Annotated in this window: 14 protein-coding genes; 12 read left to right on the top strand and 2 right to left on the bottom strand. The window is 68.7% G+C overall.

All coding sequences use genetic code 11. From position 1 onward, the window contains the following. Positions 1 to 78 precede the first annotated feature (78 nt). The 12 genes from argH to PK606_RS03635 all read left to right on the top strand — a co-directional run bounded on the left by argH (position 79) and on the right by PK606_RS03635 (position 19286). Positions 79 to 1515, top strand: a complete 1437-nt coding sequence (gene argH / locus PK606_RS03690) for an argininosuccinate lyase (protein WP_324560832.1) — start codon at positions 79 to 81, stop codon at positions 1513 to 1515. A 220-nt stretch (positions 1516 to 1735) separates the two neighbouring features. After that, the gene (locus PK606_RS03685; RefSeq protein WP_324560830.1) at positions 1736 to 2494 is read left to right on the top strand and encodes a sulfite exporter TauE/SafE family protein; all 759 of its coding nucleotides are present in this window, start codon (positions 1736 to 1738) and stop codon (positions 2492 to 2494) included. Positions 2495 to 2723: 229 nt separating this feature from the next. Then, on the top strand, positions 2724 to 8768 hold the full coding sequence (locus PK606_RS03680) for an alpha-2-macroglobulin family protein (protein ID WP_324560828.1): 6045 nt from the start codon (positions 2724 to 2726) through the stop codon (positions 8766 to 8768). Between the two features lie 157 nt (positions 8769 to 8925). After that, positions 8926 to 11169, top strand: a complete 2244-nt coding sequence (pbpC, locus tag PK606_RS03675; protein ID WP_324560827.1) for a penicillin-binding protein 1C — start codon at positions 8926 to 8928, stop codon at positions 11167 to 11169. A 191-nt stretch (positions 11170 to 11360) separates the two neighbouring features. Then, on the top strand, positions 11361 to 12749 hold the full coding sequence (gorA, locus tag PK606_RS03670) for a glutathione-disulfide reductase (RefSeq protein WP_324560825.1): 1389 nt from the start codon (positions 11361 to 11363) through the stop codon (positions 12747 to 12749). A 292-nt stretch (positions 12750 to 13041) separates the two neighbouring features. After that, a complete protein-coding gene (locus tag PK606_RS03665) occupies positions 13042 to 13587 on the top strand; it encodes a GspH/FimT family pseudopilin (protein ID WP_324560823.1) in 546 nt (181 codons plus the stop codon). Positions 13588 to 13730: 143 nt separating this feature from the next. Beyond that, entirely contained in the window at positions 13731 to 14174 is a 444-nt protein-coding gene (locus tag PK606_RS03660; protein WP_324560821.1) for a type IV pilin protein, read from the top strand. Beyond that, positions 14171 to 14638 carry a GspH/FimT family pseudopilin gene (locus PK606_RS03655; protein ID WP_324560819.1) on the top strand — a complete coding sequence of 156 codons (468 nt, stop codon included), beginning with the start codon at positions 14171 to 14173 and terminating at the stop codon, positions 14636 to 14638. Before PK606_RS03660 ends, PK606_RS03655 begins: the two co-directional genes overlap by 4 nt. Further along, entirely contained in the window at positions 14623 to 15276 is a 654-nt protein-coding gene (locus PK606_RS03650; RefSeq protein ID WP_324560817.1) for a PilW family protein, read from the top strand. The genes PK606_RS03655 and PK606_RS03650 overlap by 16 nt, the downstream gene beginning before the upstream one ends. Before the next feature lie 9 nt (positions 15277 to 15285). After that, the gene (locus PK606_RS03645; RefSeq protein ID WP_324560815.1) at positions 15286 to 16734 is read left to right on the top strand and encodes a PilX N-terminal domain-containing pilus assembly protein; all 1449 of its coding nucleotides are present in this window, start codon (positions 15286 to 15288) and stop codon (positions 16732 to 16734) included. A gap of 74 nt (positions 16735 to 16808) precedes the next feature. Next, positions 16809 to 17981, top strand: a complete 1173-nt coding sequence (locus PK606_RS03640) for a type IV pilus modification PilV family protein (RefSeq protein WP_324560813.1) — start codon at positions 16809 to 16811, stop codon at positions 17979 to 17981. A gap of 141 nt (positions 17982 to 18122) precedes the next feature. Continuing rightward, positions 18123 to 19286: an alpha-hydroxy acid oxidase gene (locus PK606_RS03635; RefSeq protein WP_324560811.1), complete on the top strand. Its 1164-nt coding sequence runs from the start codon at positions 18123 to 18125 to the stop codon at positions 19284 to 19286. Positions 19287 to 19293: 7 nt separating this feature from the next. Here PK606_RS03635 and PK606_RS03630 read toward each other — a convergent pair whose 3' ends face one another. Both PK606_RS03630 and PK606_RS03625 read right to left on the bottom strand, forming a co-directional pair. Further along, complete coding sequence (locus PK606_RS03630; RefSeq protein ID WP_324560809.1) at positions 19294 to 19776, bottom strand: methyltransferase family protein; 483 nt, start codon at positions 19774 to 19776, stop codon at positions 19294 to 19296. 154 nt (positions 19777 to 19930) lie between these two features. Beyond that, positions 19931 to 23020, bottom strand: a complete 3090-nt coding sequence (locus PK606_RS03625) for a DUF349 domain-containing protein (RefSeq protein WP_324560807.1) — start codon at positions 23018 to 23020, stop codon at positions 19931 to 19933. Positions 23021 to 23094: the final 74 nt, after the last annotated feature.

Raw genomic sequence — 23094 nt, 5'->3', positions numbered from 1 at the left:
GGCTCGCCGCTGACCGCCCAGCCACCCTGAAACCCCGCGGCCACTCGCCACGCGAGCACGCCGCCTGCGATTGCCAGCATGTCCTCCAACCAACTCGACAAGAAATCCGAAGCCTGGTCGGCGCTGTTCTCCGAACCGATGAGCGAGCTGGTGCAGCGCTACACCGCCAGCGTCGACTTCGACCGCCGGCTGTGGCGCGCCGACATCGACGGCAGCCTGGCGCACGCCGAGATGCTGGCGGCGCAGGGCGTCATCAGCCCCCAGGATCACGCGGCCATCGAGCGCGGCATGGCGCAGATCGCACAGGAGATCGAGTCCGGCGCCTTCGACTGGAAGCTGGCGCTGGAGGACGTGCATCTGAACATCGAGGCGCGCCTGACCCAGCTGGTGGGCGACGCCGGCAAGCGCCTGCACACCGGCCGCAGCCGCAACGACCAGGTCGCCACCGACATCCGCCTGTGGCTGCGCGGCGAGATCGACCTCATCGCCGGCCTGCTGCGCGAGCTGCAGGGCGCGCTCGTCGAGGTGGCGGAGAAGAACGTCGACGTCATCCTGCCCGGCTTCACCCACCTGCAGGTGGCGCAGCCGGTCAGCTTCGCGCACCACCTGCTGGCCTACGTCGAGATGTTCGCGCGCGACGAGCAGCGCATGCTGGACGTGCGCCGCCGCGTCAACCAGCTGCCGCTGGGCAGCGCCGCACTGGCCGGGACCACCTACCCGCTGGACCGCGAGCGCGTGGCGCAAACCCTAGGCATGGAAGGCGTCTGCCAGAACAGCCTCGACGCCGTCAGCGACCGCGACTTCGCGATCGAGTTCACCGCCGCCGCGTCGCTGGTCATGGTGCACGTCAGCCGCCTGAGCGAGGAACTGATCCTGTGGATGAGCCAGAACTTCGGCTTCATCCGCATCGCCGACCGCTTCACTACCGGCTCGTCGATCATGCCGCAGAAGAAGAACCCCGACGTGCCCGAGCTGGCGCGCGGCAAGACCGGGCGCGTGGTCGGCCACCTGGTGGGCCTGATCACGCTGATGAAGGGCCAGCCGCTGGCCTACAACAAGGACAACCAGGAAGACAAGGAGCCGCTGTTCGACACCGTCGACACGCTGCGCGACACGCTGCGCATCTTCACCGAGATGATCGGCGGCCAACTCAACCCCGCAAGCGGCAACAAGGAGGGCGGCATCACCGTCAACCCGCAGCCGATGGAAGCCGCCGCACGACAAGGCTACGCCACCGCCACCGACCTGGCCGACTACCTGGTGAAGAAGGGGCTGCCCTTCCGCGACGCGCACGAAACCGTGGCCCACGCCGTCAAGGCCGCGCAAGCGCATGCCTGCGATCTGTCGGAGCTGCCGCTGAAGGTGCTGCAGCAGTTCCACCCCGCGATCGAGCAGGATGTGTACCAGGTGCTGAGCCTGCGCGGCAGCCTCGAGGCGCGCAATACGCTGGGCGGCACGGCGCCGGCGCAGGTGCGTGCACAGATCGCGCGCCAGCGCGGGCGGCTGGGCATCTGACCGTCCGGCTGCGCCGGTGAGCCGCTGCGCCGCGGCGCGGGTCCGATCAGCAACCGCGAAGGCGGCGGTGCGGACGACCAAACACGTCGCGTGAACCTAGGCCCGGTGCAGCCCACCATCGCCGGCACAGCGCGGCCGACTCCTGCCTCGGTCGCCGGCGGAGGCTGGATCGGTCAATCGCAGAGCCCACGACAAGCTGGCGACGCCAGAATCGAGCCCGATGACCGATCCGACCACCGTCCCGCTCTCGCTGTGGCTGTTCTGCACCGCCGTGTTCGTCGCCGCCGGCGTGGTCAAGGGCGTGGTCGGCCTGGGCCTGCCGACGCTGGCGATGGCGCTGCTGGCGCTGCGGATGACGCCGGCGCAGGCAGCAGCGCTGCTGATCCTGCCGTCGCTGGTCACCAACGTGTGGCAGACACGGCCCTGGGCCAGGCTCGGACCGCTGGCATGGCGGCTGGCGCCGATGCAGGCCGGCGTCGCCATGGGCACGCTGGGCGCGGCCTGGTGGCTGGGCGCGCCGGCCGGCGTCTGGGCCACGCAGACGCTGGGCGTCGCGCTGCTCGTGTATGCGCTGTGGGGCCTGTCGGGCGCCCGGCTGCCGAGCGTGCCGCCCCGCGCCCAGCGCGTGCTGGGCCCACTCACCGGCGCCGCCACCGGGCTGGTCACCGCCGCCACCGGCGTGTTCGTGATGCCGGCCGTGCCCTATCTGCAGGCACTCGGCCTGCAGCGTGACGAGCTGGTGCAGGCGATGGGGCTCTCGTTCACCGTGTCCACCATCGCGCTGGCGGCCGGGTTGGCGCTGAACCGCGAGTACCCCGTGGCCGTGCTGGGTGCGTCGGCGCTGTTGCTGCTGCCGGCACTGCTGGGCATGCAGTGCGGCCAGTGGCTGCGCGGGCGGCTGTCGCCGGTGCGTTTTCGCTTCGTCTTCATGAGCGCGCTGGCGCTGCTGGCGATCTGGATGCTGCTGCGCACCCTGTGATCCGGCGCGGCGGCGCAGACTTCCCGGCCCGCGACCGCTGCCCGGCGCGGGAAGAAGCAGCCCCACAAGGTCTGCACGATCAGGCACGCCACGGTCAGCACCGTCCCCGCCTTGACCATTTCGCCCTGCCGGATCGGCACCGGACCCACGCGCGCCACCACACCGATTTGCTACCCTGTCGCCCGGGCCCACGTGGCCTGCTCACGCCACCAGCCCCGCCCACCCGCACATGCCCCTGAACACCTTCGTTCCCACGGTCACACGACGCATCCTGCAAGCCCTGTGCGGGTTCGCGGCTGCCGCGTCCATCGGCGCGCAGGCCTTCACCATCAGCGCACTCAGTCCGCAGGGCGAGGTGGCGCAGGTGCGCCAGCTGACGGCCAGATTCAGCGAGAACCTGGTCAGCTTCGGCGACCCGCGCGCCGCGGCGCCGCTCACCATCCGCTGCGACGATGCCGCCGCCTCGCGCGGCCAGGGGCGCTGGACCAGCGCGCGCGAATGGGTGGTCGACTTCGATGCCGACCTGCCGCCGGGGGTGCAATGCCGTGTCGAGCCGGTCGCGGGCCTCAGGTCGCTCTCGGGCAGCACGCTCACGGGGACCAGCAGCTTCCGCTTCAACACCGGCGGACCCTTCGTTCAGCACATCGAGCCGGGCAGCTGGCAGGCCATCGAGGAGGAGCAGGCCTTCGTCCTGCAGCTGAACGGCGCGGCCACGCTCGACAGCGTGCAGGCCAACCTGTGGTGTGCCATCGACGGCCTGGGCGAGCGCGTGCCGGTGCGGCTGATCGACGGCGAGCCGCGCGCCAGGCTGCTGCAGGCGCTGCGGCTGGAGGCCAAGGCCGCCAAGGCGCCGCTGCGCTACGTGGCTTTCAGCTGCAACCGCCGGCTGACGCCGGCCAGCCGCGTGCAGGTCGTCTACGGCAAGGGCGTGGCCACGCCCAGCGGCGTGGTGAACCGCACCGAGACGCGCTTCGCCTACGAGGTGCGCGAGCCCTTCACCGCCAGCATGAGCTGCGAGCGCGAGAACGCGCAGGCGGCGTGCATGCCGATCCGCCCGATCGAGCTGAAGTTCAGCGCACCGGTGCCGCGCCGGCTGGCCGAGGCGGTCCGGCTGCGCTCGGACAAGGTCGAACACGCGCCGGTCATAGACGGTGAGCTGGACGCCGACGCCGTCGTCGAGCGGCTGCGCTTCCCGACCCCTCTGCCCGAGCGCAGCACGTTCACGCTGACGCTGCCGCCGGAGCTGAAGGACGACAGCGGCCGCGTACTGGCCAATGCCGCCAGCTTCCCGCTGCAGGTGGCCATCGGCCCGATGCCGCCGCTGGCCAAGTTCGCGGCGGCGCCGTTCGGCATCGTCGAGCGCTTCGCCGAAGGTCCGGACGGCCCGGCGCTGCTGCCGGTGACACTGCGCCGCGTCGAGCCCCAGCTGCAGGCGCAAGCGATGCAGATCAGCCAGATCAATCCGCAGAGCGACGCCGACATCATCAGCTGGTTCACCCGCGTGGAGCGTTACGACAATTTCTTCGTCAGCCGCGAGCAGGCCGCCAAGGACGTGCGCCAGCCATTGCCCAGGCCGATCCGGGGGCAGGCGCCGGAACTGGTCGAGTCGCGCACGCTGTCGCTGCTGGGCGGGCAGCCGGGCGTGCGGACCATCGAGCTGCCGGCGCCGTCTGGCAGGAACGGTGGCGCCACCGAGCGCCCTTTCGAGGTGGTCGGCATTCCGCTGACACCCGGCTTCCACGTGCTGGAGCTGAGCTCGCAGCGGCTCGGCGAATCACTGCTGGACGAGAAGCACGGCGCCGACCGCCGCATGGTGGTCCGCAGCTCGGCCCTGGTCACCAACCTGGCGGTGCACTTCAAGCTCGGGCGCGAGAACGCACTGGCCTGGGTCACCACGCTGGACAAGGGCCAGCCGGTGGAAGGCGCGACGGTGCGCGTGTCGACCTGCGCCGGCAAGGAGGTCGCCAGCGCCACCACCGACGCCCAGGGCATCGCGCGCTTCAGCAACATTCCCGCGCAGGCGCCGCGCTGCGAGGACGGCGACCACTACAGCGAGATCCAGCAGGCCTGGTTCGTCAGCGCACGGGCGCAGAACCAGGGTGCCGAGGACCTGGCCTTCACCTGGTCGTCGTGGCAGAAGGGCATCGAACCCTGGCGCTTCAACGTGCCGACCAGCCGCGACGAACGGCCCGACACGCGCGCCCACACCGTGTTCGACCGCACCCTGCTGCGCGCCGGCGAGACGGTGTCGATGAAGCACATCCTGCGCAGCGAGACCGGCGCCGGCTTCGGCCTGCCCAGGACCAGTCCGGCCACGCTGGTCATGACCCACGTCGGCAGCGGGCAGGAATACACCCAGACGCTGCACTGGCGCGACACCGCCAGCGGCGGGCGCAGCGCCGAATCCAGCTTCAGCATCCCGCGCGCGGCCAAGCTGGGCGTCTACCAGGTGTCGCTGCGGGCGGTCGAAACCGGCCAGCGTGCCGGCGATGCCGATGAATCGAGCCCTGGCGATGGCGTGCAAATCCACGACTCGGGCCAGTTCCGCGTCGAGGAATTCCGCCTGCCGGTGCTGCAGGGCCGCGTCGGCCCCGAGAGCCAGGCGCCGCTGGTCGGCGCCACCAGCGTGCCGGTGCAGGTGCAGGTGGGCTACGTGGCGGGCGGCCCCGCCACCAACCTGCCGGTGCGGGTGTCGGCACTGACGCGCGACAAGCGGCTGCACTTTGCCGACTACGACGACTTCAGCTTCGAGCCGCCACGCCCCAGCCAGCAGGCGGCAGCGCGCAGCGCCGACGACGGCGAGGAGGAGGCCAGCGCGCGCCAGGACCAGCGCATCGTGGCCGACAAGCTGGCCGCCACGCTGGACAAGAGCGGCCTGGCCAGGCTCACGATCAGCGATCTCAAGCCGGCGCCGCGCCCGCAGGAGCTGCTGATCGAGGCCAGCTTCGCCGATCCCAACGGCGAGATCCAGACCCTGCACGGCCGCACCACCCTGTGGCCGGCCGGTGTGATCCCCGGCATCAAGACCGAGAGCTGGGTCTCGGCCAGCCAGTCGATCAAGCTGCAGGCGCTGGCGCTCAACCTGGACGGCAAGCCGCAGGCCAACGTCGCGCTCGACGTGAAGGCCGTCGCCCGCACCACCACCACCAGCCGCAAGCGCATGGTGGGCGGCTTCTATACCTACGACAACCGCACCGAAACCAAGGACCTCGGCACGCTGTGCACCGGCACCAGCGACGCACGCGGCCTGGTCAGCTGCGACGTCAAGCTGACGCAGCCGGGCGAGGTCGAGCTCGTCGTCACCGCGCGCGACCAGCTCACGCGCCCGGTCCAGGCCGCGACCTCGGTCTGGGTGACGCGCCAGGGCGAGCTGTGGTTCGGCGGCGACAACCACGACCGCATGGACCTGCTGGCCGAGAAGAAGCTCTACCAGCCCGGCGAAACGGCCCGGTTCCAGGTGCGCATGCCGTTCCGCCAGGCCACCGCCCTGGTGGCGGTCGAGCGCGAGGGCATCGTGCACGCCGAGGTGCTCGAGCTGCGCGGTGACGACCCGACGGTGAGCCTGAAGGTCGACGAGGCCTGGGGCCCCAACGTCTACGTCAGCGTGCTGGCACTGCGCGGGCGCCTGCGCGATGTGCCCTGGTACAGCTTCTTCACCTGGGGCTACAAGGCGCCGCGCGAATGGTGGCAGGCGTTCTGGCACGAGAGCAAGGAATACATCGCCGCCACGCCGCTGGTCGACCTGAGCAAGCCCGCGTTCCGCCTCGGCATGGCCGAGATCCGCGTCGGCAGCAAGGCGCACGAACTCGCCGTCGACGTCAAGGCCGACCGGGAAAGTTATCCGGTGCGCGGCCAGGCGCAGGTCACGATCCAGGTCAGGCGTCCCGATGGCCAGCCCGCCGCAGGCGCCGAGGTGGCACTCGCAGCAGTCGACCAGGCGCTGCTGGAGCTGATGCCCAACGGCAGCTGGAAGCTCCTCGACGCCATGCTGCAGCGCCGTGCCTGGGGCGTGGAGACCGCCACCGCGCAGATGGAGATCATCGGCCGCCGCCACTACGGCCGCAAGGCGGTGCCGACCGGCGGCGACGGCGGCAGCAGGAGCCCGACGCGCGAGCTGCTCGACACCCTGCTGCTGTGGAACCCCCGGGTAGAGCTTGACGCACAGGGCCAGGCGACGGTCGAGGTGCCGCTCAACGATGCCCTCACCAGCTTCCAGATCGTCGCCGTGGCCGACCTGGGCACCGGCCTGTTCGGCACCGGGCAGACCAGCATCCGCACCACGCAGGATCTGCAGATCATCAGCGGCCTGCCACCGCTGGTGCGCGAAGGCGACGAGTTCCGCGCCATGCTGACCTTGCGCAACACCACGCCCAAGCCCATGACGGTGGTGGTGGCGCCGCGCGCCACGCTGCTCGATCTCAAGGACCAGAGCATCGACATCCCGGCCGGCGAAGCGCGCGAGCTGCATTGGGACGTCACCGCGCCGCCGCAACTGGCCGCCACGAACGCCGAGGCCATCCTGTGGGAGATCGAGGCCAGCGACCAGAATGGCGGCGCACGCGATGCGCTGAAGGTCAGCCAGCGCATCGTTCCCGCCGTGCCCCTGAACGTGCAGCAGGCCACGCTGGTGCAGCTCGAGCAGCCGCTCACGCTCGACGTCGCGCCGCCCGCCGGCGCGCTACCGATCGACGGCGAGAAGCGCGGCGGCGTGCGGCTGAGCCTGCAGCCCCGGCTGTCCGACGGCCTGCCCGGCGTGCGCGACTGGTTCGCGCGCTACCCCTACACCTGCCTGGAGCAGCTCGGCAGCAAGGCGATCGGCCTGCGCGATACCAGGCAGTGGCAGCAGCTGATGGCGCAGCTGCCCGCCTACCTCGACCAGGATGGCCTGGCGTACTACTTCCCGCCGCGCGATGGCGCCGCCGACCGCGGCAGCGACACGCTCACGGCCTGGCTGCTGGCGGCCACCCACGAGGCCAGCCAGCTCGATACGGCCTTTGCCCTGCCCGAGGATCTGCGGGCCCAGCTGATCGCCGGCCTGAGCGCCTTCGTCGAGGGCCGGATCGAGCGCGCCCACTGGTCGCCGCGTGACGACCTGGATGTGCGCAAGCTGGCGGCCATCGAGGCGCTGGCGCGCCATGGCGCCGCCAGGCCCGCCATGCTGAGCAGCCTGACGATCGCACCCAGCCAGTGGCCGACCAGCGCGCTGCTCGACTGGCTCGGCGTGCTGAAGCGCCTGCGCGGCATTCCGAACCAGCGCACGCTGCAGCTGGAGGCCGAGCAGGTGCTGCGCGCCCGCCTGTCGACGCAGGGCACCCGGCTGGTCTTCAGCACTGAAGCCGACGACCACTGGTGGTGGCTGATGGCCGGCGGCGACGTCAACGGCGCGCGGCTGCTGCTGACGGTGATGGACGATCCCCATTGGCAGGGTGAGCTCGGCCGCCTGGTCAGCGGCTTCATCGCCCGCCAGCGGGGCGGCGCCTGGGCCACCACCACCGCCAACCTGTGGGGCAGCCTGGCGCTGGAGCGCTTCTCGCGCACCCACGAGGCCACGCCGGTGACCGGCTTCACGCTGGCCCGGCTGGGCAAGTCGTCGGCCGCGATCGACTGGACCAAGGTCACACGCCTGAAGGCCGACGACCCGCAGGCTGCAGCAGCCACCAGCAGTACCTCTGGCACATCGCCCGCGCCGGGCCAGCTGATCCACAACGGCGCGCTGCTGCCCTGGGGTGCCGCACCGGCGGATGCAAGAATGCCCTTGAGCATCACGCACGAGGGCAGCGGCAAGCCCTGGCTGACGCTGCAATCGCTGGCCGCGGTCGAACTGAAGGCGCCGCAGGCATCCGGCTACCAGATCAGCAGGACCGTGACCGCCGTCGAGCAGGCCGACAAGAAGCTGCCGGCCGGCCAGTATTCGCGCGGCGACGTGCTGCGCGTCACGCTCGACATCACCGCCGCCAGCGACATGACCTGGGTCGCGGTAACCGACCCGATTCCGGCCGGCGCGACCATCCTGGGCAGCGGCCTGGGGCGCGACTCGGCGCTCGCCACGCTGGGCGAGAAGCTGGGCCGCACCACCTGGCCGGTGTTCGAGGAGCGCAGCTTCGAGGCCTTCCGCGCGTACTACGACTACCTGCCCAAGGGCACGACCAAGATCGAATACACGCTGCGCCTGAACAACGCCGGCAGCTTCCAGCTGCCACCCAGCCGCGCCGAGGCCGTGTATGCGCCCGAGATGTTCGGCGCGGTGCCCAACGCATCGGTGGTGGTGAAGTGATGCTGAACCACCGACCCGACCAGGCCACCGGGGTTGATTCCTTTCCCCTCCTGGGGAAGGCAGGGATGGGGGCCAAGCGCGTTCGACCCGGCACCGGCGTAGCCCCCACCCTTACCCGCCCCCGCCGGGCGGCATATCCCTGCCGATTCAGCGCGAGATGAACTCGAACCTGCGCCGCACCCTGCTGGCCCTGGCCATTGGCTGCGGGGTGGCCACGTCGGCGCTGGCGGTCGGCTTCGAGCAGGTGCGCGACGACTTCCATCCGTCGGAAACCCTGCTGCTGGACCGCCACGGCGAGCCGATCCACCGCCTGCGCAGCAATGCCACTGTGCGCCGCGGCGAATGGGTCGATCTGCAGCGCATCTCGCCGGCGCTGCGCCAGGCGCTGGTGCTGTCCGAGGACAAGCGTTTCCACGAGCACAGCGGCGTCGACTGGCAGGCCGTCACGGCGGCGGCCTGGGCCAACCTGTGGAACACCCGCACGCGCGGCGCCTCGACGCTGACCATGCAGCTGGCCGGCCTGCTCGACGAGGACCTGCGGCTGGGCAGCGGCGGACGCACGCTGCGCCAGAAGATCGGCCAGGCCGTGATGGCGACGCGGCTGGAACGCAGCTGGCGCAAGGACCAGATCCTGGAGGCCTACCTGAACCTGGTGCCCTTCCGCGGCGAGCTGGTCGGCATCGACGCGCTCTCGCGCACCCTATTCGCCAAGGCGCCGCACGGCCTGCAGGACGGCGAGGCGGCGATCGCCGCCGCCCTGGTGCGCGCACCCAATGCCCGGCCCGCGCTGGTGGCGCAGCGCGCCTGCGGCGTGCTGAAGGCGATGCGTGGCGAGGGTGCTGTCACCGACTGCGTGGCGCTCGACATGCAGGCCGAAGTGGTGCTGGCACGCCGCGCCTGGCAACCCAGCGAAGGCATCGCCCCGCACCTGGCACGCCGCCTGCTGGCCCAGGCACGCGCCGATGCCGCCGAACCACCCGCCACGCTGCGCAGCACGCTCGACGCCGGCCTGCAGCGCCTGGCGCTGAACACCCTGCAGCAGCACCTCCGCGAACTGCACGGGCGCAACGTCGAGGATGGCGCCGTCGTCGTGCTCGACAACGCCAGCGGCGAGGTGCTGGCCTGGGTCGGCTCCAGCGGCACCTTGAGCCAGGCGGCCGAGGTCGACGGCGTGCTGGCGCCGCGCCAGCCCGGCAGCACGCTGAAACCCTTCCTGTACGCCCAGGCCATCGCCGAGCGGCGCCTGACCGCCGCCAGCCTGCTGGACGATTCACCGGCCCACCTGAAGACCGCCAGCGGCCTGTACATCCCGCAGAACTACGACCGCCGCTTCAAGGGCTGGGTGTCGGCGCGCACCGCGCTGGCGGCCTCGCTCAACGTGCCGGCCGTGCGCGCGCTGGTGATGGTCTCGCCCGACGCCTTCGCGCGCCAGTTGCAGGCGCTCGGCATCGGCCTGCGCGAGGGCGGCGGCTACTACGGCTACAGCCTGGCGCTGGGCAGCCCCGAGGTGCCGCTGCTGCAGCTGACCAATGCCTACCGGGCGCTGGCCAATGGCGGGCGTTTGTGCGAAGTGCGTTTGCAAGCCCCACTCCCGCCCCCGCTGGGGACGGGTCAGGGTCGGGGCCAGGCATCCAACTGCGCCCAGATCCTCGACCCCGCCGCTGCCTTCATCGTCACTGACATCATGGCCGACCGCAACGCACGCGCGCCCACCTTCGGCACCGACTCGATCCTGGCCACGCGTTTCTGGAGCGCCGTCAAGACCGGAACCAGCAAGGACATGCGCGACAACTGGGCCGTCGGCTTCTCCGAGCGCTACACCGTCGGCGTCTGGATCGGCAATGCCGGCGGCGCCCCCATGTGGGACGTCAGCGGCACCAGCGGCGCCGCGCCGGTGTGGGCCGCGCTGATGCGCCATCTGCACGCACGCATGCCCTCACGCGCACCAGGCCCGCCGGCCGGGCTGATCGAGGCGCCAGTGCGCTTCGGCGACGGGCTGGAAGCGGCGCGCCGGGAATGGTTCCTGCCCGGCACCGAGCAGACCCTGTTCGCCGTCGACGGCGACGCACCCCGCACCTTGACCGCATCCGGCGCCACGGGCGAGGGCCTGCAGCCCACGGCGTCAGCGGTACCAGCGCGCATCACCACGCCGCAGGACGGCACCATCCTGGCACTCGACCCCGACATCCCGCCCGCACGCCAGCGCCTGAGCCTGCGCGCCGACACCGGTGGCGCCGCGTCCGCCAGCCTGCACTGGTGGATCGGCGCACGCGAGATCGGCCGCGGCGAACAAGCCCAATGGCTGCCCTGGCCCGGCCGCCACCTGGTGCAGTTGCGCGACGTACAGGGCCGCGTGCACGACGAGCGCCACATCGAGGTGCGCGGCGCGGCGGCGCGTTGACCAAGGGGTTGAGCATCGAATATGCAGGTTGCGGTTGAGCACAGCAAGACCCGACAAGGACCGCGCCCCAACCAACCCGGCTTGCCTACACTTGCAGATACTCCTGTAGGCGCGGCGGCAGCCGCAAACACCACCACCCTTCGCGGCTTCCGCCGCGCCTACCGACACCCCACACAGGACCCAGGAACACCATGGCAGACCACACCCACGACCTCTTCGTCATCGGCGGCGGCTCGGGCGGCGTGCGCGCGGCGCGTTTCGCGGCGCAGCGCGGCGCGCGCGTCGGCATGGCCGAGAGCGGGCGCATGGGCGGCACCTGCGTCAACGTCGGCTGCATCCCGAAGAAGCTCTACAGCTACGGCGCCCACTACGCCGAGGGCTTCACCGAGGCCGCCGGCTACGGCTGGGAGATCGCGCAGCCACCCACGCTGAACTGGGCCACGCTCAAGGCCAACCGCGCCAAGGAAATCACGCGCCTGAACGGCATCTACGAAGGCCTGATGACCAACGCCCAGGTGCTGCGCCTGCAAGGCCACGGCCGCCTGCTCGATGCCCACACGGTCGAGGTCACGAGCGATGACGGCAAGACGACGCGGCACAGCGCCCGGCACATCCTCATCGCCACCGGCGGCACGCCCTTCGTGCCCGAGTTCCCCGGCTGCGACCTGGTGGTCACCTCCGACGACATGTTCGACCTGCCGGTGCTCCCGCGCCGCCTGGTGGTGGTGGGCGGCGGCTACATCGGCTGCGAGATGGCCAGCATCTTCCACGGCCTCGGCGCCGAAGTCACCCTGCTGTACCGCGGCGAGCAGATCCTGCGTGGCTTTGACGAGGAGGTGCGCGCCTTCACCGCCGACGAGATGTGCAAGCACGGCGTCGACGTGCGCGTCAACGCCGACGTCGCGCGCATCGAGGCGCTGCCCGACGGCACGCGCCGCCTCACGCTGAAGGACGGCGCCCAGCTCGACGCCGACGTCGTGCTCTACGCCACGGGCCGCCGCGCCAACGTCCGCAACCTGGGCCTGGAGGCGCTGGGCGTGCGGCAGGCCGAGAGCGGTGCCATCGAGGTTGACGAGCACTTCGCCACCAGCGTGCCTGGCGTGTACGCGCTCGGCGACGTGGTCGGCCGCATGGAGCTCACCCCGGTGGCGCTGGCCGAGGCCATGGTGCTGGTCGACCACCTGTTCGGCCCTGCGCCCGGGCAGTCGGCGCGCACGATGGACTACGACAACATCCCCACCGCCGTGTTCACGCACCCGCCAATCGGCACCGTGGGCCTGGGCGAGCAGCAGGCGCGCGAACGCTTCGGCGCCATCCAGGTGTTCCGCGGTGACTTCAAGCCGCTCAAACACACGCTGTCGGGCAGCAGCGAGCGCACCCTGGTCAAGCTCATCGTCGATGCCGCCAGCGACCGCGTGGTCGGCCTGCACATGGTCGGCGCCGACGCCGGCGAGATCGTGCAGGGCTTTGCTGTGGCACTGAAATGCGGCGCCACCAAGGCCCAGTTCGACGCCACGATCGGCATCCATCCGACCAGCGCCGAAGAGTTCGTTACCCTGCGCACGATGGCGCGCGGCTGAGTCGGGCCTCGTTTCGAGACGGCTTCTCCTGTCGTTCCCACGCAAGCGGGAGTCCACCGGCTTTCCCGACGTGGCATGGATTCCCGCTCGCGCGGGAATGACGGAACGGCCCTGCCTCCTGCCCTTGCAACGGACCGATTCGGCAAACTGCAGCAACCCCACCCAAGATCGCTGCGCCGCGCAAGGGCAATATTCACCACTCAAGCATCCCCTGTGCGGGTGACCCACCCCACACCTGCCCGGCCTAGATTGCCAGTGAACCAGTCACTGCAATCCACCAGGGAGGTGCCGGATGATCCGTCAGGCCAGACACCTGCTCGCCAGCCGCGGCATCACGGCGATCGAACTGCTGACCGTGGTCGCGGTACTCGCCATCCTCGCGGCCGTCGGCATCCCGTCCTACCAGGACTTCACCGACAAGCGCCGACTTGAAGGCGCTGCCCACCAGTACGCCAGCCACCTGCAGTGGGCGCGCTCGCAAGCCGTGCAAACCGGCCAGGGCGTGCGCATCAAGGTCGAGAGCGCTGATGCAGGCGCGTGCTACGCGATCTATCGCAGTGGCGACGGCACCTGTTCCTGCCTTGGTTCCGGCAGCGTCTGCGACAACGGCCAACCACCATTGCTCGTGACCCACTTCGCGCCCGATGCACGCGTCACCATCAGCAACCACGGCACCGCCGAGCGCCGCATCGACCCGATGCGAGGCACCTTCACGCCCACCGGCACCGTCGCCTTCTCCACGCCGCGCGGCCACACCGTGCATGCCATCACCAATCTGATGGGCCGCACCCGCCTGTGCACGCCGGGGCAGCGCTTTGGCGGTCTGCCTTCGTGCTGACCACGGACCATCCAGCTTGCTCAGGCCATCTCGATCGCGTCCGGCGAGCACTGGCCACAGTTGCCAGACGAGCGGTCAGTTTCCGCCGATAACCGGCGTCACAACTATTCACATGTTGGATGCAATTTGGCACACTTCACGCCATGGGAGCAGAACAACATCGCCGCGCGGCACAGCGTAGCTTGCGCATGCAATCAGGTTTCACCCTGATCGAACTCATGATCGTGGTCGCCGTCGTGGCCATCCTGGCCGCGATCGCCTACCCCGCGTACACCGACTCGATCCGCAAGGCGCGGCGTTCCGAAGCCATTGCAGCGCTCGGCGCCTTGCAGCAGGCGCAGGAGCGTTATCGGTCCGATGAGACCACCTACGCTGGCTCACTGGACGATCTACGGGCACCCAAGCCGTCCACACCGACACCCGGTGGGTACTACACGCTGGCAGTTTCCGGCGAATCAGCCACCGGCTATACCGCTACTGCGACAGCTCAGGGCAGCCAGGCCAAAGATAGCAATTGCACGCCAATGAAAGTGGTTGCTGACAAGGGAAATATCTCCTACACGCCCGACGGATGCTGGAAAAAATGACACGCAAGCAGCAACTCGGCGTGACCGCCATCGAGTTGATGGTGGTAGTAGTCATTGCCGCCATCCTGCTGACCATCGCCGTGCCATCGTTCAACGACCTGATCAACCGGCGGCGGGTCGAGGGGCTGGCCAACGAGCTGAGCGCGGATCTCCAGTTCGCCCACTCCGAATCCATCAGCCACAACGCGGATGTCAGACTGACTGCCACCACGGGTAGCTACGCCATCGCCAGGGGCGACACCACCATCAAGAACGTCGCCAGCCTGCCAACATCGACCAGCATGACGGCCGGCACCGTCACCTTCACCGCGTTCCGCGGCCTGAGCGCGGCGGCGGCGACCTTCACCATCAGCAACTCGGTCGTGAGCAATCAGCTCAATGTCGTCGTCAACACCATGGGGCGCACATTGATCTGCGCTCCAACCAGCGATTGGGGAGGCTACGCGCGATGCCCCACAACCTAACCAAGCAACCGCGCCGCAGACACCCGCAGCGAAGCCAGTACGGCCTGACGCTGGTCGAACTGCTGGTCGGCATCGCCATCGGCCTGCTGCTGATCGTCGGCGCCACCAGCCTGTTTCTCTCCAACCTCGACGCCAGCCGCCGCCTGCTGCTGGAGGCGCGGCTGAACCAGAACCTGCGCTCCGCGGCGGAACTGATCACGAGAGACTTGCGACGAGCAAGCTATTGGGATCAAGCGGTCCCCAAGATGGGCAGCGTTGACAACAACCCCCACCAAGGCATCACTCTAGATGGCACCAGCGATATTTCCTATCAGTTTGACGCGCCGGCCGGTGCCGCCAGTGCCGCCGGGTTCGCGCTGACCGACGACTACCGCATCCGCATGACGATCGGTCAGACCACCCAGGATCTGACCGATCCGGCGGTGGCCAAAGTCATCAGCTTCAACATCATCGAATCCAAGAACAAGATCGACATCGGCATGCAGAAGATTCCGGCGGCAACCCCGAACACCGAGTGCCTGACCGAGCGACGTTACGACATCACCATCGAAGCTGAGGCGCCATCCGACGCCAACGTGAAGCGGCGCTTGGAAACGGCGGTACGCGTGCGCAACGACCGTGTCGGCAACTGCAGTTGAAAGCGACCCATGATGAACACCCACCGAATTCCCATCAACGCGGCCCCTTGCAGACAGCGCGGCGTCGGCTCTCTCGCGATCACGACACTGCTGCTGCTTGCCGCCTCCATCGTCGTGCTGTACCTGAACCGCAGCGTGATCTTCGAGCAGCGCACCTCTGCGAATCAGATGCGTGCCGCCAGCGCCCACGAGATGGCCGAGGCAGGCCTTGAGTGGGCGATCGGCATGCTCAACCATGGCAGCAAGATCAACACAACCTGTGGGGATGACGTCACTGCCAGCGACTCGTTCCGCGCGCGCTATGTCAAATTTCCCACAGACCCAATAAGTGGCCTACCGGTGACCGCCACTGAAGCCGATAAGCCTAAGTACCGCACTGCACTGCCAGGCTGCAGCATTGATCCTGGAAATGGCAGTCTGAACTGCAGCTGTCCTCCAACAAACGATCCGGATACCCCTCCCAATGACCCGGCTCACAGCGGCAGCGCACCGCACTTTACTGTCCACTTCGAACCCGAGAAAGACAACGCCGATACTCAGGATCCGAACAAGTTCCATTGGGAAACCGTACGGATCACTGCCGTTGGCTGCACCGCCGCAGTTGATGTCTGCACCCCGCCAACGCCTGATACCCCTGCAAACTCTGGCAACGCGGATGCCATGGCGATTGCATCGGTTGCTGTCAAGCTGCGACCAGGCATGGTGGGCGGTCCGTTTGCGCCGTTGACCTGCGGCGGTTCATGCAAGCCCGGGGGTTCCTACAACATCGTCAACACCTCGGTGGCGTCGAACGGAATGTTGGTCAATGCCGGAACATCCATCGGCGAAAAGCCACTGGGCGAGCCCGTTGATATCAAGAACAGCGTGACCTTGATAACCATACCGGGTGTACCCATCGAGAACGCACTGGTACCTGGAGACTCATCCTTGGCCGAGTTGTCTGCCAGCGACCCGGATTGCAGCAAATCGGCGGTATTTCAGAGTTTTTTCGGTTCCACCATCGAGCAATACCGGGATTCGCCGACAACGACGGTGATTTCGTGCTCGAACTCTACCGACTGCGGCAAGAAAACCAAAGAGGCTTATGCGGAAGGTGCGCGTGCACTCTACTACCCCGACGGGGTGTGGTTCAACAACAGTTCAGGATTTCCTATCGGGCCCGACGGCAACCCCACGCTCGGCACTGAGTCCGATCCAGTCATCATCGTCACGCCCAAGATATTCGACATCAACGGCAACATCACCATCAACGCCATGATTTTCTCGAACAGTTCAAATCTGAACGATCTGGGCACCGGAAACGCAGACATCAATGGCGCCATCGCCACGTGCAAGGACCAAAAGAGCAATGGCAACGGAACCATCAAGTACAGCGACGGGATTCTCGCCAATGCGCGTCGCGCCAGCGGCAGCATGGTCAAGGTGCCGGGCAGTTGGAGAGACTGGAGTCAGCTATGAGGCGCATCACACGCAGGCCTATTCGTTCGGCTCCGTCAGGAGCAAGACAGGGGGGCTTCAGTATCCTGGAAGCATTGGTCACCTTGGTGGTGGTGTCTGCAGGTCTGCTCGGATTGGCTGGTCTGCAATCCACCCTGACGCGTGAGGCCGATGCATCTAGGCATCGTGGTGAAGCCACACGACTGGCGCAGGAGCGCATCGAGGCGGTGCGCTCATTTCATCAGATCGCTTCGGTCAGCGACCCTACAGCCGATCCACCCGTCGCTTGGTCATGGAGTCATTTTGGCTGGAACGATCTGCCTGAAAGCAGGTCCGACATCATCGACTATGTCGACTATGCCAATACACAGTACACGCGCACCCTGAAACTGGGGGGCGAGGGCACGGATACCCTGCGGCCGCTGCGAGTGACGGTGTCATGGACCGATCGTGCCGGTCAGGGGCAGTCCGTCATACTGAGCTCGGTCATCGCAAAGATGGAATTGGCCATGACAGGTGGTTTGGGTTTTACTCCTCCATTGGGCGGAGCAACTCAGATCAAGATGCCAAAAAACCGTCACCTCAACATCCCGTTTCCTGCAGTCGATCTGGGTGGCAACAGGAGTGCATACAACGACCCAGCTGGCGGCTACTCGATCATCTTTAGCAACGAGAGTGGCTCCGTGGTGCACCAATGCCGCAAGGAGATTACGTCGGCTGGTCAGATCAATGACACCGATTGCGATGAAGTTACTGGTTACGTCGTGGCCGGCTACGTATCTCGCGCGAGAACGTCCATTGCCTGGCCAAGTAATGTCGTAGTGCAGAATATTGGCGCTCCGGTCAACGAGATACGGACAGACGTGAACTGCCGCATCGGTAGCGCCATCAACCAGAATATCGAAGGCACAGTGATCGTTGACTATCGATACTACATCTGCGTCGTACCGGCTGACGAAGGGGAGTCATGGAGCGGTTGGGTACGGCTGGCGGGTATGGCCGGCTCCAATACATTGGTATGCCGCTATCAGTACAAGAGCACGGCGGTAACGGATGGCGAGCGTAACAAGCAGCCATACACCGACGTTGAGTTGTCGCTCGACAATCAGAACTATCGGATCGTGGCGGCCGACACATGCCCCAGTTTGCCGCTGGTGGAGCATGCAGCGGTCGCAACCCTGGAGCCGCATCAGAACTGTCGCGGCAGCTTACAAGACAGCGCTATACGCGTTGATTGTCCGGCTGCTCCTGCTCCAGTTGGCATCTAGTCGCCCAACAGCGGGGGGGGCTGGCAAGCATTTCTGCGGGGCTTGGCGTCCACTCTTAGAGCTGAAACGAACGCGGTAAGTCGGATTAGCCAGTACGCGCGTAGCGCTACCATAACGCCTCGTTCAGCAAGGACAGCCACCGTGACCGACCTCAGCAAGATCACCTGCATCGAAGACCTGCGTCTGCTGGCCAGGCGCCGCGTGCCGCGCATGTTCTACGACTACGCCGATTCCGGCAGTTGGACCGAGGGCACCTATCGAGCGAACCAGGCCGACTTCCAGGGCATCCTGTTCAAGCAGCGCGTGGCCATTAACATGGAAGGCCGCAGCACCGCCACCACCATGATCGGCGAGCCGGTCACGATGCCGGTGGCGCTGGCGCCGACCGGTCTGACCGGCATGCAGCACGCCGACGGCGAGATCGCCGCCGCGCGCGCAGCAAGGAAATTCGGCGTGCCGTTCACGCTCTCGACCATGAGCATCTGCTCGATCGAGGACGTGGCCGAACACGCCGGCAAGGGCTTCTGGTTCCAGCTCTACGTGATGCGCGACCGCGACTTCATCGAGCGCCTGATCGACCGCGCCAAGGCCGCCGGCTGCGGCGCGCTGGTGATCACGCTGGACCTGCAGATCCTCGGCCAGCGCCACAAGGACATCAAGAACGGGCTGTCCACCCCGCCCAAGCCGACCATCGGCAACCTGATCAACCTGGCGACCAAGCCGCGCTGGATCATGGGCATGGCGGGCACCTCACGGCGCAAGTTCGGCAACATCCACGGCCACGTCAAGGGCGTGACCGACATGAGCAACCTAGGCGCCTGGACCGCCGACCAGTTCGACCCGAGCCTGAACTGGGGCGACGTGGAGTGGATCAAGAAGCGCTGGGGCGGCAAGATCATCATCAAGGGCATCATGGAGCCGGAGGATGCGCGCCTGGCGGTGGATTCGGGCGCCGATGCCCTGATCGTCAGCAACCACGGCGGCCGCCAGCTCGACGGCGCGCCCTCGGCCATCGCCGCGCTGCCCGCCATCGTCGATGCCGTCGGCCAGCAGATCGAGGTGCACATGGACAGCGGCATCCGCAGCGGCCAGGACGTGCTCAAGGCCTGGGCGCTGGGTGCGCGTGGTACCTACATCGGCCGCGCCTTCCTGTGGGGCCTGGGCGCCGCGGGCGAGGCAGGCGTGACCAAGGCGCTGGAAATCATCCACAAGGAGCTCGACCTGACCATGGCTTTCTGCGGCCACACGCGCATCGAGACCGTGGACAAGAGCATCTTCCGCCCCGGCACCTACCCGGTCGCCTGAACCCTGCTCAAAGCCAGCGCCGCACGCGCGCTCGGTAGCGCGTGTAGACCTCGCCGAAGCGCGCCTGCATGACGCGCTCTTCCGGCCTGATCTGCAGCGCGTTCAAGCTCAGCACGGCCAGCAGCGGCCCGACCACCAGCGCGGCGGCGTTGCCCAGCCACAGACCCCAGCCGATCAGCACCAGCAGCATGCCCAGGTACATGGGATTGCGCGTGAAGCGGTAGATCCCGGTGGTGACGAGGGCACTGGCACGGTCGGGCGCGAGCGGGTTGAAGGTGGTGCGCGCCCGGGCGAACTCACGCAGGCCGGCCAGCGAAACGGCTCCACCCGCCAGCGCCAGGCCCGCCGCCAGCACCCACACCCACCAGGCACCGCCGCGTGGCCAGAGTTGCGCTGCCGGCACCAGCGTGGACAGCCACCACATCAGCCCCGCGCAGCTCAGGTCGATGACCGGCGGCGGGATGCGGTGTTCGAGCCAGCGGGGGATCACGGGGGTAACGTCAGGCCCGCATCGGAATCGCTGTGCGGTTCCGACCTGCACGACGGGTCACGCGGGCAGGTTGGAGGTGAATGAAATGAACCCCGACAAGCGGCAGCGGCTGGGTGGCGCCGTCGTGCTCGGGTTCGCTGCGCACACCGCCAACCTATTTGCGCAGCAGCGCCTTCAGCGCATTCTGCAGGCGCCGCGCGGTCGCCTCGTCATGCGGCGCGGCCAGCACGGCGGCGGCATCCTGACTCCAGGTTTCCGTGGGGGCCGGGTTGTTGCGGCGCGTCAGCAGCTGAAGCTGCAGCGCACGGCGCGCGTCGAGATGCTCGGCCGGCGTCGGCACCTCGGCCGCCATCTCCAGCCGCAGCATCGATTCGGCGGCATTGCCTTGCGGGGCCGCCTGCAACGCCTGGGCCCAGGTGTTGCGGGTGCCACCGGTGACGGCGCGGCCCAACTCCTGCGCGCTCGGCACCTGATCGGGCTGGCGCTGCTGCCAGGCGCCCAGCAACTGGGTCAGCGCTTCGCCGTGCGCCTGCGCGGCGAGCTTGCGCAACTGCGCCTGGGCCTGCTCGACTGCGTCGCGCTGGGCGCGGAAGGCGGCGTCGCCCAGGCGCGGTCCACGCGGATTGCGGTCGTCGCGCGGACCACGGTCACCAAAGCGACCACCATCACGGCGATCGCCGAAGCGGCCGCCTCGTTCGGCGCCGGGACCGCCGCGCGCATCCCGGCCACCGGGTCGGCCATCGCGGCGGTCGCCGAATTTGCCGCCTCCGCGACCAGGCGCCGCCGGTTCGGCGCGACGCGCGCCCGGGCGGTCGTCGCCGCGCATGGCGACCAACGGCTTGGCGGGCACCGCCTTCGGTGCTGGAGCCGGTGCGGCTTCAGCGCTGTCGTCACTCGCCTCGCCGTCCGGCGACTGAGCAACCGCATCGCTTGATTCCGGTTCAGCGGCGTCGAGCGCTGCCTCCGGACGCGCCTCAGGTTCTGCCACGTCGGTCTTCGGCTCAGCAGCAACCGGCGCCTCGCCGCGCGTGGCCGCCTCCAACGCCGCCATGGCGGCGCGGATCTGCTGCACGTCACCGCTGGCGTTAGCGGCTTCCAGCGCCTTGGCGGCCTCGAGCACGGCGCGGTCGTGCGCGCTCATCGCGGCCTGCTGCCGTTCGCGCTCGGCGCTCTTGCGGTTGAAGGCCTCGTCGATCGGCTTGCGGAACTGGTCCCACAGGCGTTGTTCCTGCTTGCGGTCGAGCGGCACCGCCTGCGCCTCGGTCTGCCAGCGCTGCTGCAGCGCCTTGACGGCGTCGATGCGCAGCTGCGGCGCGGCACCCAGTTGTTCCGCCTCGGCGATCAAGGCCTGGCGCCGACCGGTGCTCAGCTTCTGCTCGACTTCCAGCGGCACGGCGGCCTGGTGGATGGCCTCCTTCCACAGCGGCTGCAGTTCGGCGAACTGCTTTTCCGACAGGTGGCCGGCATTGCGCCAGCGCTCGGAGAACTGGTGGATCTGGCGGTTGAAGGCCTTCCAGTCGGTGCCCTCGCCGCCCGGCTGGCCGGCGCTCCAGGCCTTGACCTGCTCGATCAGCGCCAGGCGCTGCTCGCGGTGCTGGGCCGCCTGGGCGCGCACCTCGGTGATCCATTCCTCGACGAAGCGGTGCGCCGCGTTGATGGCGCGGTCGAAGCGCTTCCACAGCGCGTGGTTGGGCGCGCCGCCCTGGTCGGCGGTCTTCCACTCCTCGCGCAGCTTGCGGATGGCGTCCTGCAGCTTGCGGCCGCCCATGGCGGGGACCAGTTCGTATCCGGGTTCGACGGCGGGTGCGGCGGCTGGTGGCTCGGCTTCTGGCTCGGCCGCTGCATCGGCGGCGTCGGCGCTGGGGGTGGCGGCTTCTTCCTGCAACAGGGCTTCGCTGCCGGCATCGACCGCTGGCGCCGGTGCGTCCGCAGGCGCCGCTTCACTGCCAGGCGCTCCTGCGGCTTCCTCACGGAGCACAGGTGTTTCCGCCGCAGCACTAGCAGGCGCTTCGGTGATGGCGGTGGGTTCGGGCGCCGCGGGCGCTGCGGCCTCAGCCGCCTCGGGCACCCCCGACTCGTCTTTCGCCACCGGCGCGCCCCTGACGCCCTTGATCCGGCGCTTGACCAGCAACGCCTCGGCCTTGGCCACGAGCTGCTCGCGCACCTTGTCGGCGCTCCAGCGCTGCCAGCCTTCCAGTTCGCCGGCGGAGACCAGGGCGGCATGCACGCGCGCTTCCAGCGCGTCGTCGATCAGGCGGCCATGCGTCTTGAGCGAAGCGCGCAGCGCGTTGGTCGCGCTGTGCATGTTCTTGGTATGGCCGGCGGCGACCGCCTGCTCCAGCAACATCACACCGGCTTCCACCGCCTTGCTGGCGGCGGCGCGCTGCTCGGGGTCGATCTTCGGCTTGGCGAGCTTGTCGGCAACAGGCTCGGGCGCCGCCTCGCCACGCGCGGCGCGCAACTCGTCGGCCCACACCGGCACCGGCGGCAGCGGCGCGCTGGCGTCCTGCGCCGCCGCGGTGGCCTGGGTGAGCGCGGCTGCGAAGGCGTCCCACACCGCGCTGAGCTGGCTTTGCGCGGCTTCCAGCTGCGGTGCGTAGCGTGCATCGACACTGCCCCAGTGCGGGTCGGCCGCCAGTTCGGCGGCCTGCGCGCGCCAGTGCTCGACATCGCCGGCCAGGCCGGCTTGCTGCGCCTGGGCATCGGCCAGCGGCTTGGTCGACAGCAGTTCGATGCGCTGGGCCAGCAGCACGGCCGCCTCGCGCTGCACCATCAGGCGCTGCTGCACGTCCTCCACCGCCTTGATGCGCTGCGCCAGTTCGGCGCGCAGGCCGGCCAACGGCTCGCGCGACAGCGGCGCGCCGGCGCGGGCGGCATCGCGCTGCCAGGCCATGGCATCGGCGATGTTCAGGCGCGGCGCCTGCAGCAGGGCCTGCGCCTTGGCCTGCCATTCGGCGGCCACGGCTTCCTGGCCTTTGGCGCGGCGCAACTCGTCGAGCTTCTCGCGCAGCGCCTTCGAAGCGCCCTTATCCTTGGCCGAAAGCTCCTTGAAGACTTCCTGCATCTGCTCGGCCGTCGGCTCGGTCGCCAGCCACTCGCGCACGCGCTGGGCGCGCTCGCCCGAGGTCGCGGCCGAGAACACGCCGCCGGTCAAGGCATCGAGCGGGTGGGCCTCGGCCGGTTTGGGTGCGGCGGCCGGCTGCTCGGGCTGCGGGTCTTTGGAATCGCGGGAAAAGGGGAACATGCTTTGGGACAGTTTCAGACAAGAGCAAGGCGCGCCGACGTGGCGCGCCGCAACACCGTATTTTCGCCCGGTTT

Origin of the sequence: Ottowia sp. (assembly GCF_035444425.1) — a bacterium.
Taxonomy (GTDB): domain Bacteria; phylum Pseudomonadota; class Gammaproteobacteria; order Burkholderiales; family Burkholderiaceae_C; genus Ottowia.
This window is presented reverse-complemented; position numbering and strand designations above follow the sequence as displayed.